This window comes from Mesorhizobium sp. M0045, assembly GCF_040323385.1.
Lineage (GTDB): Bacteria > Pseudomonadota > Alphaproteobacteria > Rhizobiales > Rhizobiaceae > Mesorhizobium.
In genome coordinates this window covers 167,790-180,632 of sequence record NZ_JAMYUY010000005.1, presented here as the reverse complement: position 1 = coordinate 180,632, position 12,843 = coordinate 167,790, and the positions used below count along the sequence as shown (strand labels likewise).

Below are 12,843 nucleotides of genomic sequence, written 5' to 3'. Positions count from 1 at the left end.
GATCACTTCGTTGATTTGACTGCGGCCGTTTCGGGTACACCCTCCCAACCGAAGACGCTGCGGCCGCCGAGCAGATGCGATTGCTCGAACTCCCCGGCGACGATTTCCTTCAGGCTTGGGCCGGTGACATAGCGCTCGACCTGCCGCGACTGGTCGTCCAGCCGCCGCAAGGCGCCGATCTCTTCGTCACGGCCGAGCCTGGCCTTTTCGACAGCCGACTTCAGCACGCCGATCGTCTCGTCATAGACTTTCAGCGGCACAGGGAACGGGTGCCTGTCCTTGCCGCCATGCGCCAGCGAGAAGCGTCCTGGATCGGAAAAACGGCACGGCGCGCCATGCACGACTTCGGCGACCAACGCCAGCGCCCGCACCGTGCGCGCGCCGACATTGGGCACCAGGAGAAGCTCGGCGAAATCCGTCGGGCCGCGCTCGGCCGCCGCGGCGATGTTGCCGTGCAGGCGGCGCATGACGACATCGCTTTCGCGCACATCGTGGTGCGCCGGCATCACCAGATGCGGCAACAGCTTTTGCGCCGGCTCCGGCGCTGGCGCCGAACCCCGCTCCAAAGCGGCAAGTTCCCTCACGATGCGATCCGGTCCAAGGCCGTGCAGAAGGTCCAGTTGTCCCTGGCGCGACGCTTCGGCGCGGCGGTCGGTCAGGTTGACGATCTCGCCCTGATTGGCGCCCTCGATGGCAGCATGCGGCTGGTCGACAAAGCTCTTCAGGCCCTCGGACAGCCAGTGATAGCGGCGCGCCACCTTGCTGTCGCCGTTCATGCCTTGCTGCACCACCACCCACTTGCCGTCGTCGGTGACGATAAAGCCGTGCAGATAGAGATCGAAACCGTCCTGGACCGCGGCGCTGTCCACCTTGGCGACAAGCCGGCTGGCAGTCGCGAGGCCTTGCCCGTCGAGGCCGACACGCTCGCCGATCAGGGCGAGCTCATGCGGGGTCTTGCGCGAATGCGCGCCGCGGCCGCCGCAAACGTGGATGCCGAGTTCGCCGGAAAGCGGCGACAGCCCGCGCTTCAACGCTCCGACGACGCTGGTGGTGATGCCGGAGGAATGCCAGTCCATCCCCATCACGGCGCCAAAAGACTGGAACCAGAACGGATGCGCCAGCCGGCGCAGCAATTCATCGCGGCCGTAATGGTGGATGATCGCCTCGCACATGACCGCGCCAAGCCGCGTCATGCGGTCGCCGAGCCATTTCGGTACGCGCCCGCCGTGAAGTGGGAGATCAGCACTTCCCGATCGCTGTGCCACGGTCTTTTGCTTGCTCCTTGAGTCCTGCCTCGACAGATAGGTATCGAAAGGGGTGTGGAGAAGCTATGGCCTGATTCAGGCCGCGATCGTTGCAAGCCGCCAGCTAGCGGGCAGGTTCGCTGAGGAGATCAAACTTCTGGATCTCGCAATGCTCGCCCACCGATTCCAGCAGATCTATTGGCGGTGCGCCAGTGTCCGGCCGTCTCCAACTGATCTCGAACGAGAAAACAGGGTCTTTGATATCCGGGCGCCTCTCTATCGCGACGAGGCGTGCCCGGTAGCCAAGCGGCCCGATCATCGTATCGAGTTCCTGTCGGGCTGCGGCCTTCCAGGTCACTGCCAACTGGGCGTGGTGTTCGCGCGAAATTCGAAGATCCACCCATTTCAGGACGAGCAAGGTGGCCAGCGTCAGTGCGGTGCCGGCCGCGCCCAAGCCGTATTGGCCACCACCGAAAGCCAATCCGATCGCCGTCATCACCCACAAGGTGGCCGCCGTGGTGACGCCGCTGACAAGACTGCCACGGCGAAGAATGGCGCCACCGCCGATAAAGCCGACGCCGGTCAGCACGCCCAGCGGAAAGCGCAAGACGTCCATCGATGCAAACGAATCCGGGTGCTTGCCAACGGTTCCCAGCAGAATGCTGGCCTGGACCATTGCGATGGCGGCCGCCAACCCGACCAGCACGGTGGTGCGTAGCCCCGCCGCGTGCCCGCGCGCTTCCCGGTTGAGGCCTATCAACAGGCCGGCGAGCGCGGTCAGAAGTAGTCGTGCTGCGATGTCCTGCCAAACCGGAACAACGAGGAGCATCGCGGTCACCCGTCGGGCCAGGCGCTGCTGGCCAGGAATAGCGCCATGGTCAAAACGAACAAGGGCAAGAGCGTCTTCATCGCAAATTCTTTTCGTCGATAGGCAACAAACGATGCGCCTGGATTTTGGTTGCGCCGCCGACGATTCACCCCGGCGATGGGCAGCGGCGGAACAAAACCTCCGGCCTGCGGGTTGGTGGGTTCACGCCAACGAAGGATTTGCAGTCATGGTCCGCTTGCTGCTTGCTGGAGCCGTCGCTTATCTGGCCTATCGCATCACCAAGGAGATCGGTGGATCCGGCGAGGTCGATCCGCTGTCGCCTTCGGCCGACCAAGCCGGCCGCAAGGCGCCGAGGCGGCAAAGCGGGGCACAGAGGAATGGCCGACGGCGCTAGCGAATGCCGTAGCGGCGGCGCGGACCAGCCATGACCGCATTTCCGTTGCCGCTCGACCTTCGTCCAATGGAAGCCAAAGCCGCCGATGCAATTCCTGGCGGCGACGGGCTTTGGCAATACGAGCCGAAATGGGACGGGTTTCGCTGCCTCGCGTTCAAGGGCGACGATGCGGTCGACCTGCGTGCAAAATCCGGCAAGCCGCTTGGCCGCTATTTTCCCGAAATGGTCGCGGTGCTGCGCGATGTGAGCTCGCGACAGTTTGTTGCCGATGGCGAGATTGTCATCGAGGTCGACGGATCGTCCTCGTTCGAGGCCCTGCAAATGCGCCTTCATCCCGCCGAAAGCAGGATCCGCAAGTTAAGCCTCGAGACGCCTGCCATGCTGGTCCTGTTCGATATGCTGGCCGAACCCGGCGGCAGGATCATCATCGAAGAGCCTCTCACCACCAGGAGGCAGGCGATTGAGGCCTTTGTCGCGACGGCGGCACGGCCCGAACTGCACCTGTCCAAATATACGCACGACGCCGCCACCGCCGAGCGCTGGCTGCAGGGCGCCGGCCACGGCTCCACCGACGGTGTTGTTGCCAAACTGATCGCCGGGCCATACCGGCCCGGCGAGCGCGCCATGGCCAAGGTCAAGCGACTGCGCACTGCTGATTGCGTGGTCGGCGGCTTTCGCTATCTCGCCGGCAGCAACGAAGTCGGATCCCTGCTGCTTGGCCTCTACAATAACGAAGGCAGGCTGGACCATGTCGGGTTCACCTCGACCATCGGCAAGGACGACAGGGCAGCATTGACCAGACGGCTGGAAAAACTGCGGGCCAAACCGGGTTTCACCGGCAAGGCGCCGGGCGGACCAAGCCGCTGGAGCACGGAGCGGAGCGGACAATGGGAACCGATAAAGCCTGAACTGGTGGTCGAGGTTCGGTTCGACCATGTGACCGGCGACCGATTCCGGCACGGAACCAAGCTGTTGCGCTGGCGGCCGGACAAGGAGCCCCGGCAATGCACGTTCGAGCAGATCGAGTAAGTCGGCTCCGAGGCACCGCTTCAAGGCTCTAGCCGCCCGCTCTACCGTTCATGACGGACCAATGCAGAATTCACCGGTTCGCCGCGGCCAACCGAGCCTTGGCAACATTTCCGAGGCTCGGTTGCGGTTTTGAAATCAAGCGGCTTCTTGCATTGCGCGTTCGTTGACACCGCTTTCGCCGAGCTTGGAAAGCGCTTCGTCGGTCGCGACCTCTTCCTTGAGAGTTGCCCTGAGCAGCTCGACAACGTCGCTCTTGCCAAGTTCTTCCGCCCACGCGATCAAAGTGCCGTAGCGAGCGATCTCGTAATGTTCGACAGCTTGCGCCGCACCGACAAGCCCGGCGTCGAGCGCGGGAGCACCATTATACTCCTCGAGCATTTCCGAGCCCTCTTCGATGATGCCGTCAATTGCCGGACAGGTTTTGCCGCGGGCCGGCTTGCCGAATTTCTCGAACACCTCCTCGAGGCGGTCGACATGTCCTTCGGTTTCCATGCGGTGTTTCTCGAAAGCGGCGGTCACTTCTTCCGACTCCGCGCCCTTGGCCATTTTGGGCAGCGCTTTCAGTATCTTCTTCTCGGCGTAGTAGAGGTCTTTGAGCCCGTCGAGGAACAGATCCTCAAGGCCCTTGCTTGCCGCCTTCGCGGCCTTTTTCGTGGTCGCCATGATCCTCTCCCGAATGGTTGGTGCCGCCTCGCAAAGTGGAGGTGTCCGATAACCCTTCGACGGGAAACAAGTTCCCTGACGTTACGGGAGCTTTGAAAATTTTTCCGACCCGCGTGCGGTGTCGCAAGGGCCTCGACTTACGGCAGCAATCGGCGAGGAAAGCGCCGTCAGCGCTCGCCGATATGCTCGAACAGGCGGATGTATTCGGCCTCGGCCAAGCCGTAGCCGCCATCTGCCAGTGCGACGAGACCATCGCGGTCGCGGATGATAATTTCGCCGCGGCGGGACCGGATGAGCCCTCGCCCCTCAAGCAGCTGCAGCGCGACCGTGACACCCGGGCGCCTTACGCCAAGCATGATCGACAGGAATTCGTGAGTGATCGTCAGCCGGCCGCCGTCCACCCGATCGTCACACATGAGCAGCCAGCGCGCCAGCCGGTCTTCAAGTTTCGATCGCGCGTTGACCAGCGCGGTAAAGCCAGTCTGTACATGCAGATATTGCACGTAGCGCAGCAAGAACAGCCGCAGCGTCGGGCTTTGTGTCAGCGCCGCTTTGAACGGCTCGGCGTCGATCTTGGCGGCTTCTCCCGCCAGCTGCACATAGCAATCATGGACCGTACGGTCGTCGCCCATTATCAAGGCCGAGCCGGTCATACCTTCCAAGCCGACAAGGCCAACTTCCGCATCGCTGCCGTTCGGCATCTTCGCAACCACGGAACCGATACCCTCCTCGAGGAAATAGATGGCCTCGATCGGCGATCCGGACACTTCGAGCGATTGCCGTAACTCCAGCGAACAGCGCTCGATGTGCGGCTCGAGAGAAGCGAAATCGCCGGCGTTCAGTCGGCGCAACAGCTTGTTTTTGTATGGATTTTTATTGGAATATGGATTCTTATTGGAAGTTGCTGGATCAGACATAGCTGGGCCCAAAACAGGGCAAGAGCTTTCTTATCTCCCAGCCGTCCGCGCCCGGTATAACCTGCGAACGATAGCGCTTATATAAGCACTGAAAGGTATGGAGCCTACTAAATAAAAAAATGAATCGATGCACGGCAGTTCTCCTGCCGCTTGCCTACGAAAACATCCGACTGAAAGTTAGAGTTGGAAACGTACCAAAGACGGTTTCGTACGAAAACGACAATTTTGAGATCGCCGGGCGCAAAAGAGCCCGTCGCGAGGGATGCAACGGGCTCCATTCGGGCGTCGTGGGCTACGCCCAGTGATCCAAATGAGGGTGGGTTGGATCGCAGCAACAATGCAGGTGCGAGACAGTCGTTCCCAAACTGTCTGCTTGGTAATTTCTGTACATTGAGTTTGGACGAGAGCGGCGCTAATTGAATTGGAGTCGTCCACACAGGCATGGCGAGTGGACGCTTGAAAGACGCTTCGCGCTTTCGCCCTTTTCAAGGGAGGATGGCATGTCGATGCAAGGTGCAGCAACTCCAGCCGAACTGAGCGTGCTGAGAAAAGCGCTCGACGACTGCTGCCGCGAGTTGGGTGTTGCGGACGACAGTCCTGTCCGCGAGCGGTTGGCAGCCCGTATCATGTCGCTGTTCAACGAAGGTGTGCTCAGCGCCGATCTGAAAGAAGCGCTGGCCGCCGATCGCCAACACTAAGCTGCTGCTATGGTGGCGTCCTCGGCGCCGAAAGGTTCGGCACCGAATCGCCCTTTTTAGCCGGGGTCCCGGTTTGCCAAGGATCTTGGAAATCTTGTCTTTCACGACAAAACGCCCGGCGCTTATTACCAGGCGGCAGGCGGTTTGTCGCGAGCGTGAAACCAACGCGTGTCGCGCTTGACCGGCCTCATGCGACGCGCTTTAGGTTCCTGTTTTATGCATGTCGTTATCACAAAACCGCTGCACACCCTCGGGCCAGCCCGAGGGCATGCTTTGGCGCGACATGCATCAAATGCGCCCAAGCAGGACCAGGATAATGACGATAAGCAGCACCAGGCCGAGGCCGCCACCACCGTAATAGCCGGTGCCATAGAACGGTCCGCCGCCCAAGCCGCTGAAGCCGCCAAGCAAGGCAAGGACCAAGATGATGATGAGAATGGTTCCAAGGCCCATGATGTCTGCTCTCCCTGTTTGCGCTGCCGCCATTCGCATCAGCGCGTCGCATTGTACAAAGGTATGAACTCGCAAGGAGCATTCCTGTTCCGGCGGGACGGTAAGGCGTACAAGCAAACTGCCGGGCCGTGCCGTCAGAAAAGTCCACAGATGCATGCCTGCGGAGAATGGCATGGCGGCCGCCTTGAACACCTGAGAACATGCTGAAATTCATGGGGAATTTGTCGGAACCTTCGCCCGCCCGAACGGTTGTTTTCTTAGTCGCAACGCGACGACCCTCGTAAAAAGGAGAAGCATCATGTTCACGAAAATTCTCGCAGCTTCCGCGCTTACGATCGGTCTGGCCACGTCAGCGATGGCCCAGAACGTCGGCGATCCCTCCGGGGACGCTACCGACGGCAGCGGGCGGACGATCGTAGTCCCGAATAATGGCGGCCCGGACACCGGCGCGGATTCGACCATCACCAACAGCATTCGCGATTTCTCAACGACGAATTCGAATGCCGACCGGAATTGCCCGCCAGGCCCGCAGGGGGCCCTGCCCGATGCGACCGGCAAGGCTCCGGGCACGATGGCCCCGACGGTGAACGACAACCACTGCGGCAAGTAAGCGCCCGGTGATCACAGCCTGACCAGGCCGCGGAGCATAGGCTCCGCAGCGTGTTGGTTTTTGCCGCAAATTAGCGCCTAACGGCCGCGGTGGTCGAAGCTGACCGCGATCTGCCGACCGTCCAGCGCGCGAACGATGAAGCCAACCAGCTCCTCGTCGGTTTGCCGGAACCAGGGAAAGCGTCTGCGCAAATCGGCTATGACGACGGTGGTCGAGAGAATATCGCCCGATTGGTAGTCGGCCATGACGGTATGAATGGCTTTGTCGGTATCCATACCGATTCCAAGCGGCGACTTGATCTGCCCCACGGAAGCCTCCACCCATCTCTCCCGACCGACGATAGCAAGACCGCGGCAAAGCGAAAGAGCTTGTACGAATCCGTACGATCTCGCTGCGTGCGTTGCGATTTGCGGGATGCAGCCGGCGTCCTTTGTTTTGCGTTTCCAAACTATTGTCTGGCGTCGCGGCGGCTCTGGCGCCACGACCAGGCAACCTCGCCGCAGCTTCCGCGTTGAGCCATCGAGGGATGACATCAGCCTCGGAGAGCTCCCATGAAAACACTTCTATCCGTCACTGCGGCAGCGATGGTGGCCGGCGCGCCTTTGGTTGCTTTTGCCCAATCGGCGACGCTGACGCCTCTAACGACCGACACCATGAGCAAGGTTGACACTGCGACGTTCGTCAAGACGGTGCCCATCGCCAATACATTCGAAATCGAATCGAGCCGACTTGCGCAGACGCAGGCGAAGGCCGACGACGTAAAAGCCTTCGCGGCGCAAATGGTCACGGACCACACCAAGGCCGACGAGGAGTTCAAGGCGGCGCTCAGCAAGGGTCAGACGACTTCGGCCACCGCGCCAGCCGGCCCGCCGCTGGACACCAAGCATCAGGCGCTGCTCGACCAACTCAAGGAGGCCAGCGGGGACAGCTTCCAATCGAAATACATCGACATGCAGACCCAGGCGCATAAGGAAGCGGTGGCGCTGTTTTCCGCTTACGCAAATTCCGGCGACGATCCGGCGATGAAGGAATTTGCCAAAAAGACGCTGCCGGTGCTGCAAATGCACGAACGTCACGTGAAGGATCTCGCCGCCGCGCATCAATGAGGGCGACGACCGCCAGCGGTTTCGCCAACGGAGACGCCGGGCTTGAAGGGAGCGGCTGTCGTCGGCCCCGGGAACAAAGTACCGAGAGTGCCGTTATTCACTTGGCCTATTCCCGGGAGGATCCAATGGGAGGCGGCATTCGCGAGGCGCCGAGGGCAGTAGAGCTGGGTTTCGGCGCCGTTCCGATTGCCGCTGTCACAGGCTGAATCGATTTCCGGCCGGGACAGGTTACCATGCGCTACGGCGAGATATTTGCAAACGCAACGGCGCTCTTGTTGCTGGCGCTGATGGTTGGCGGCATCTTCATCTTGTTTGGAGAACCGCTGTGGCCGCGGCACTACGCGAGAATGGTGCTGGTCCCGAATATTGATGCCATGGCCACCGCGTCATTCCGAACGAGGTGCGCTCCAAGTCCATGCCTGCCCGACACCATCGATCAGACCATGCTGGCTCCTCGCCCCGAGGACGGACCGTGATCTGCGATTTGCAGACGCTGCAACGCTGTGGAGCGGGATGCGGTAAGGCCCGCCGCGCAAGTCGCGCCGCGGGCTTACCGGTGCAATCAAACGGTCTTGCAAACCGTCCGGCTACAACTAGGTCAGGATAAGCACGATCTTGTAGGTATTCGGATCGACGATGACGATTCGGCCATCGGCCAGCACGAAATATTCATAGGATTCGTAAGCCGGAACAATCTTGACGATGCGCGCCGGCAGACGATGTAGCCGGACCTTCTTTCGCGGAACCTCGACGCCGACAGAGATGTCGAAATCGACATTGGAAACGGGTTGGACGTTCGTTTCCTTGATGACCTGGGTAATCTCTGTCTTCTGTTCAACGGTCACATTGCTGATGGAAGCGGTCGAACTCTGGTCCTGCGTCTGCGTAGAGGCGTTGCCTTTAGTTTGCTCGCTGGTCGTGGTCCCAGTCTTGCCCTGAGCCTGCTCCTCGGTCTTCATTTTCGTGTTGCCTTGGGCCTGCTCGGTAGTGGTGGTTCCGGTTTTGCCCTGGGCCTGCTCGTCGGTTTTCATTTTGGTGTTGCCCGTGGCCTGCTGGTCAGTCGTGGCGCCAGCCTTGCCCTGAGCTTGCTCGTCGGTCTTCATTTTCGGCTTGCCCTGAGCCTGCTGGTCAGTCGTAGCGCCAGCCTTGCCCTGGGCTTGCTCGTCGGTCTTCAGCTTTTTGTTGCCCTGCGCCTGTTGTTCAGTCGTAGCGCCGGCCTTGCCCTGGGCCTGCTCGCCCATCTTTGCGCCATTTGGACAGTTGGCAGTGCCGGCTGCGCAATTGGCGCCGGACTGGTCGTCGGTCGACTGCTGCGTCTGGGCAAGTGCCGCTCCGCAGCTGACGCTGATTGCTAGCATGCTGGTGATCAGAACGCCTTTCATGAGAGATCTCCTTGGAAAATGCGTCCCTTCACCGCGTAAAACTGCGGCTAAAAAACTTTGTTCCAAATTAACCGAGCGAAACGGCAAGCGATCCGAGCGGCGGAACAAGCTTTGCCCGGTGACGTTACCGACCTAGCGACCCCGCTGCGAACGGCATGACGCGGCGCAGCGCAGAGGTGGCTCACGACGAAAGGAGACGATCATGAGAATGCATCTTTCCGCGGCTGCGGCTGGGTTCTTGCTGCTTGCGGGTGTTGGCGCCGCTGCGGCCCAGGACGTGGTCATCGAACCGCAGCAGGAGACGATCGTACGCGAGTATGTGAAAAAGCAGCCTCTGGCGTCCGTCCAGCTTCCCGGCGTGGAGCTCAATGTCGGCTCGACACTGCCCGATACCGTCGAGCTTCATGAAGTTCCCAGCGTCAAATACCGCTACGTCGTCGTCGACAATCGGACCGTCCTGGTCGATCCTGGCACGCGCAGGATCGTGAAGGTCATCGAGTGAACAAGCGCGTCGCTTTGAAGGGACATGCGGCGCGTCCAGCATTGTCGACATCCCAGACTGCTGCCCTTGTTGGGCATTCCGACGCAGAAAGGCCCGCCGTTCCGACGCACGGCGGGCCACATAGCCGAGTCAGCACGCCAGGCGGCAGGGTCCTGTGCTCGCCAGACCAGAAACTTTGAGAGAATATTCCCGGCTCCTCATCTGGTGTGAAATACTGTTCTTTGATCTGGCGATCAGCATTTCCGATGATGCCCGCAAGGCTTCGCATTCCGCCTGGCCGCAACGATTGCAAAACCGATGGGATTGACCATGCCTGGGAACACCAACACTTTGCTTCCATTCTTTTCGGCAACTATAAGCCGGCGCGCCGGCCTCGCTGTACTTTTCGCATCAGCGGTTGCGATTGTCAGCCTTGCTGCGCCGTCGTTCGCCGAGGACAAGACGGCGGTCAAGGTCGGCATCATGAGCGGCGAGGACGAGGACGTCTGGCGCGTCGTCACCGCCCAGGCGGTGGAGAGGGGCCTGACGATCGAGACCGTGGTGTTCAACGACTATACCCAGCCGAATGAAGCGCTCGAGCGTGGCGAAATCGACGCCAACGCCTTCCAGCACAAGCCCTATCTCGACAACCAGATCAAGACGCAGGGCTATCACATCGTCCCGGTCGGCTATACCGGGGTCTGGCCGATCGGCCTTTATTCCAAGAAGTACGCGAATATTGCCGACCTGCCCGAAGGCGCGGTCATTGGCGTGCCGAACGACCCGTCCAATGAGGGCCGCGCACTGCGCGTCCTGCAGAGCGAACATCTGATCAAGCTCAGGGAGGGTACCGGCATTCTTGCGACGACCACCGACATCGCCGAAAACCCGAAGCACTTGGTCATCAAGGAGCTGGACGCAGGCATCGTCGGGCGCTCGGTGGAAGACCTCGACGGGGCCGTAGTCAACACGGATTGGGCGCTTAAGAGCGGCCTCACACCGGAGAACCGCATCGCCCAGGAGGCGGTGGCCGACAATCCCTATCGCAATTTCATCGCGGTCAAGGCCGGCAATGAAAACCAGCCCTGGGTAAAGACATTGGTCGCCTCCTATCAGAACGAAAAGGTGAAGGCCGAATTCGACCGGGTCTACAAGGGAACCGGCATCAGCGCCTATTGATGCCGAGCTCGACTGGGCGCTGAAGCCTAGCATGATAAAGCGGTCCGCGCTTCAACGCGGACCGCGATCGCGTTTGCGGGACACCAATACAGGAACTTTCATGAACCAGCATTTCGCCTCGGTCACCGAAGTCACGCATCCCGTCGGCGGCCGCTCCGCGGGACCGAACGATGTCGTGCGTCTCATCGAGCTGAAGCGCCGCTTCGGCGCGACAGCGGCGCTGGACGGCGTGTCGCTCAGCGTGCGCCAGGGCGAGATCCTCGGCATCATCGGCCGCAGCGGCGCCGGCAAGTCGACGCTGATACGCTGCCTGAACGGCCTGGAGCGGCCGGATTCAGGACAAGTCTTCATCGAAGGCCGCGACATCAGCCGGCTCGGCGAGCGCGAATTGCAGCCGCTGCGCCGGCGCATCGGCATGATCTTCCAGCATTTCAACCTGCTGTCCGCCAAGACGGTCGAAGACAATGTAGCGCTGCCGCTCAAGATCGAAGGCCGGCCCAGGGCCGAACGCCTGGCGCGCGCCGCCGAGCTGCTCGAGCTTGTCGGCCTGTCGGAGAAGGCGAAAGCCTATCCGGCGTCGCTGTCGGGCGGGCAGAAGCAGCGCGTCGGCATTGCCCGGGCGCTTGCGGCGCGCCCGGCGCTGCTGCTGTCGGACGAAGCGACCTCGGCGTTGGACCCGGAGACGACGCGCTCCATCCTTGCCTTGCTCAGAGACATCAACCGGCAGCTCGGCCTGACCATCCTGCTCATCACGCACGAGATGGAGGTGATCCGTTCGATCGCCGATCGTGTCGCGGTGATCGACGCTGGGCGGATCGTCGAGCAAGGCCCGGTCTGGTCGGTTTTTGCGGACCCCAAGTCGGCGATCACGCAGAGCCTGCTCGGCGGCATCCGGCCGCAATTGCCGGCAGAGATCGCAAGCCGGCTAACGCGGAACGCCGGCGTGGAGGCGATCCTCAGGATCGACGTGGCCGGTGAGGCCGCGCGAAGCCCGCTTTTGTCCGATCTTGCCTCGGCAGTTCCCGGCTCGTTCCGCCTCGTGCATGGCGGCATCGATCACGTCCAGCAGCAGCCGGTCGGGACACTGTTCGTTGCGGTCGCCGGCAGCAATGAAGCTCACCTGGCAGAGGTGATCGCGTTCTTGAAAGCCCGCCAAGCGCGGGTGGAGGTGCTTGGCCATGTCGCCGGTTCTGTTTGAGCTTCTCGTCCGTTCGATCTGGGAAACGATCCTGATGACGGCCGCCTCCGGCCTCATCTCGCTGGTTTTCGGGCTGCCGCTCGGCCTGGCGCTGGTCGCCACCGACCGCGGCGGCATCGCCGAAAACCTGTGGGTGAACCGCGCGCTTGGCGCTGTCATCAACGGCTTCCGCTCTGTGCCTTTCATCATCCTGCTGGTTGCGCTGATCCCGGTGACGCGGCTGATCGTCGGCACCTCGATCGGCACTTGGGCAGCGATCGTTCCGCTGTCGATCGCCGCGACGCCCTACTATGCCCGGATCGCCGAAGTGTCGCTGCGTGAGGTCGACCACGGGCTGATCGAAGCGGCGCGCGCCATGGGCGGCAACCGCTGGACGATCATTCGCGAGGTGCTGGTGCCGGAAGCGCTGCCCGGCATCGTCGCCGGCTTCACGGTGACGCTGGTGACGCTGATCGGCGCCTCGGCGATGGCCGGCGCCATCGGCGCCGGCGGGCTCGGCGACCTCGCCATCCGCTACGGTTACCAGCGCTTCGAAACGTCAGTCATGATCGCCGTGGTCATCGTCCTGATCGTCCTGGTCTGCGGCATCCAGTGGGCCGGCGACCGGCTGGTCGCGAGGCTGGATCACCGCAACTGATTGTTGGCCGCAAATGAGGGAAT

General features: G+C 61.7%; 17 protein-coding genes. 10 read left to right on the top strand and 7 right to left on the bottom strand.

Going from position 1 to position 12,843, the window contains the following annotated elements:
• Positions 1-2: 2 nt before the first annotated feature.
• Both NKJ72_RS10305 and NKJ72_RS10300 read right to left on the bottom strand, forming a co-directional pair.
• Positions 3-1,265: a DUF763 domain-containing protein gene (locus NKJ72_RS10305; RefSeq protein ID WP_352476928.1), complete on the bottom strand. Its 1,263-nt coding sequence runs from the start codon at positions 1,263-1,265 to the stop codon at positions 3-5.
• Between the two features lie 103 nt (positions 1,266-1,368).
• Positions 1,369-2,073 (bottom strand): MgtC/SapB family protein, encoded by a 705-nt coding sequence (locus NKJ72_RS10300; RefSeq protein WP_352476927.1) that lies wholly within the window; start codon positions 2,071-2,073, stop codon positions 1,369-1,371.
• 226 nt (positions 2,074-2,299) lie between these two features.
• Here NKJ72_RS10300 and NKJ72_RS10295 point away from each other — a divergent pair, with 226 nt between their 5' ends.
• A complete protein-coding gene (locus tag NKJ72_RS10295) occupies positions 2,300-2,467 on the top strand; it encodes a hypothetical protein (protein ID WP_254815761.1) in 168 nt (55 codons plus the stop codon).
• 30 nt (positions 2,468-2,497) lie between these two features.
• Positions 2,498-3,496, top strand: a complete 999-nt coding sequence (locus tag NKJ72_RS10290) for an ATP-dependent DNA ligase (protein ID WP_352476926.1) — start codon at positions 2,498-2,500, stop codon at positions 3,494-3,496.
• Positions 3,497-3,631: 135 nt separating this feature from the next.
• On the opposite strand, the gene NKJ72_RS10285 is transcribed toward NKJ72_RS10290, so the two are convergent.
• Positions 3,632-4,159, bottom strand: a complete 528-nt coding sequence (locus NKJ72_RS10285) for a YciE/YciF ferroxidase family protein (protein ID WP_254815759.1) — start codon at positions 4,157-4,159, stop codon at positions 3,632-3,634.
• 167 nt (positions 4,160-4,326) lie between these two features.
• The gene (locus NKJ72_RS10280; RefSeq protein WP_352476925.1) at positions 4,327-5,076 is read right to left on the bottom strand and encodes a Crp/Fnr family transcriptional regulator; all 750 of its coding nucleotides are present in this window, start codon (positions 5,074-5,076) and stop codon (positions 4,327-4,329) included.
• 500 nt (positions 5,077-5,576) lie between these two features.
• Between NKJ72_RS10280 and NKJ72_RS10275 the strand changes: the two genes are divergently transcribed.
• The gene (locus tag NKJ72_RS10275) at positions 5,577-5,774 is read left to right on the top strand and encodes a hypothetical protein (protein ID WP_254815757.1); all 198 of its coding nucleotides are present in this window, start codon (positions 5,577-5,579) and stop codon (positions 5,772-5,774) included.
• A gap of 288 nt (positions 5,775-6,062) precedes the next feature.
• Here the strand turns inward: NKJ72_RS10275 and NKJ72_RS10270 are convergent, their stop codons facing one another.
• Positions 6,063-6,227: a DUF3309 family protein gene (locus tag NKJ72_RS10270; RefSeq protein ID WP_023677107.1), complete on the bottom strand. Its 165-nt coding sequence runs from the start codon at positions 6,225-6,227 to the stop codon at positions 6,063-6,065.
• Positions 6,228-6,525: 298 nt separating this feature from the next.
• Between NKJ72_RS10270 and NKJ72_RS10265 the strand changes: the two genes are divergently transcribed.
• Positions 6,526-6,837, top strand: coding sequence for a hypothetical protein (locus NKJ72_RS10265; RefSeq protein ID WP_352476923.1), 312 nt, complete (start codon positions 6,526-6,528; stop codon positions 6,835-6,837).
• Positions 6,838-6,914: 77 nt separating this feature from the next.
• Here NKJ72_RS10265 and NKJ72_RS10260 read toward each other — a convergent pair whose 3' ends face one another.
• A complete protein-coding gene (locus tag NKJ72_RS10260; RefSeq protein ID WP_352476922.1) occupies positions 6,915-7,112 on the bottom strand; it encodes a hypothetical protein in 198 nt (65 codons plus the stop codon).
• Positions 7,113-7,421: 309 nt separating this feature from the next.
• Between NKJ72_RS10260 and NKJ72_RS10255 the strand changes: the two genes are divergently transcribed.
• Together NKJ72_RS10255 and NKJ72_RS10250 are read left to right on the top strand one after the other, a co-directional pair.
• Positions 7,422-7,943 carry a DUF4142 domain-containing protein gene (locus tag NKJ72_RS10255; protein ID WP_352476921.1) on the top strand — a complete coding sequence of 174 codons (522 nt, stop codon included), beginning with the start codon at positions 7,422-7,424 and terminating at the stop codon, positions 7,941-7,943.
• A 233-nt stretch (positions 7,944-8,176) separates the two neighbouring features.
• Positions 8,177-8,419 (top strand): polymerase, encoded by a 243-nt coding sequence (locus NKJ72_RS10250; RefSeq protein WP_254815753.1) that lies wholly within the window; start codon positions 8,177-8,179, stop codon positions 8,417-8,419.
• 117 nt (positions 8,420-8,536) lie between these two features.
• Here NKJ72_RS10250 and NKJ72_RS10245 read toward each other — a convergent pair whose 3' ends face one another.
• Complete coding sequence (locus tag NKJ72_RS10245) at positions 8,537-9,325, bottom strand: DUF1236 domain-containing protein (protein ID WP_254815752.1); 789 nt, start codon at positions 9,323-9,325, stop codon at positions 8,537-8,539.
• Positions 9,326-9,527: 202 nt separating this feature from the next.
• Here NKJ72_RS10245 and NKJ72_RS10240 point away from each other — a divergent pair, with 202 nt between their 5' ends.
• The 4 genes from NKJ72_RS10240 (at position 9,528) to NKJ72_RS10225 (ending at position 12,820) form a co-directional block, all read left to right on the top strand.
• Entirely contained in the window at positions 9,528-9,827 is a 300-nt protein-coding gene (locus NKJ72_RS10240) for a DUF1236 domain-containing protein (RefSeq protein ID WP_254815751.1), read from the top strand.
• Between the two features lie 309 nt (positions 9,828-10,136).
• A complete protein-coding gene (locus tag NKJ72_RS10235; RefSeq protein WP_352476920.1) occupies positions 10,137-10,985 on the top strand; it encodes a MetQ/NlpA family lipoprotein in 849 nt (282 codons plus the stop codon).
• 100 nt (positions 10,986-11,085) lie between these two features.
• Positions 11,086-12,183 (top strand): methionine ABC transporter ATP-binding protein, encoded by a 1,098-nt coding sequence (locus tag NKJ72_RS10230; RefSeq protein ID WP_352476919.1) that lies wholly within the window; start codon positions 11,086-11,088, stop codon positions 12,181-12,183.
• Positions 12,164-12,820: a methionine ABC transporter permease gene (locus NKJ72_RS10225; RefSeq protein WP_352476918.1), complete on the top strand. Its 657-nt coding sequence runs from the start codon at positions 12,164-12,166 to the stop codon at positions 12,818-12,820. The genes NKJ72_RS10230 and NKJ72_RS10225 overlap by 20 nt, the downstream gene beginning before the upstream one ends.
• Positions 12,821-12,843: the final 23 nt, after the last annotated feature.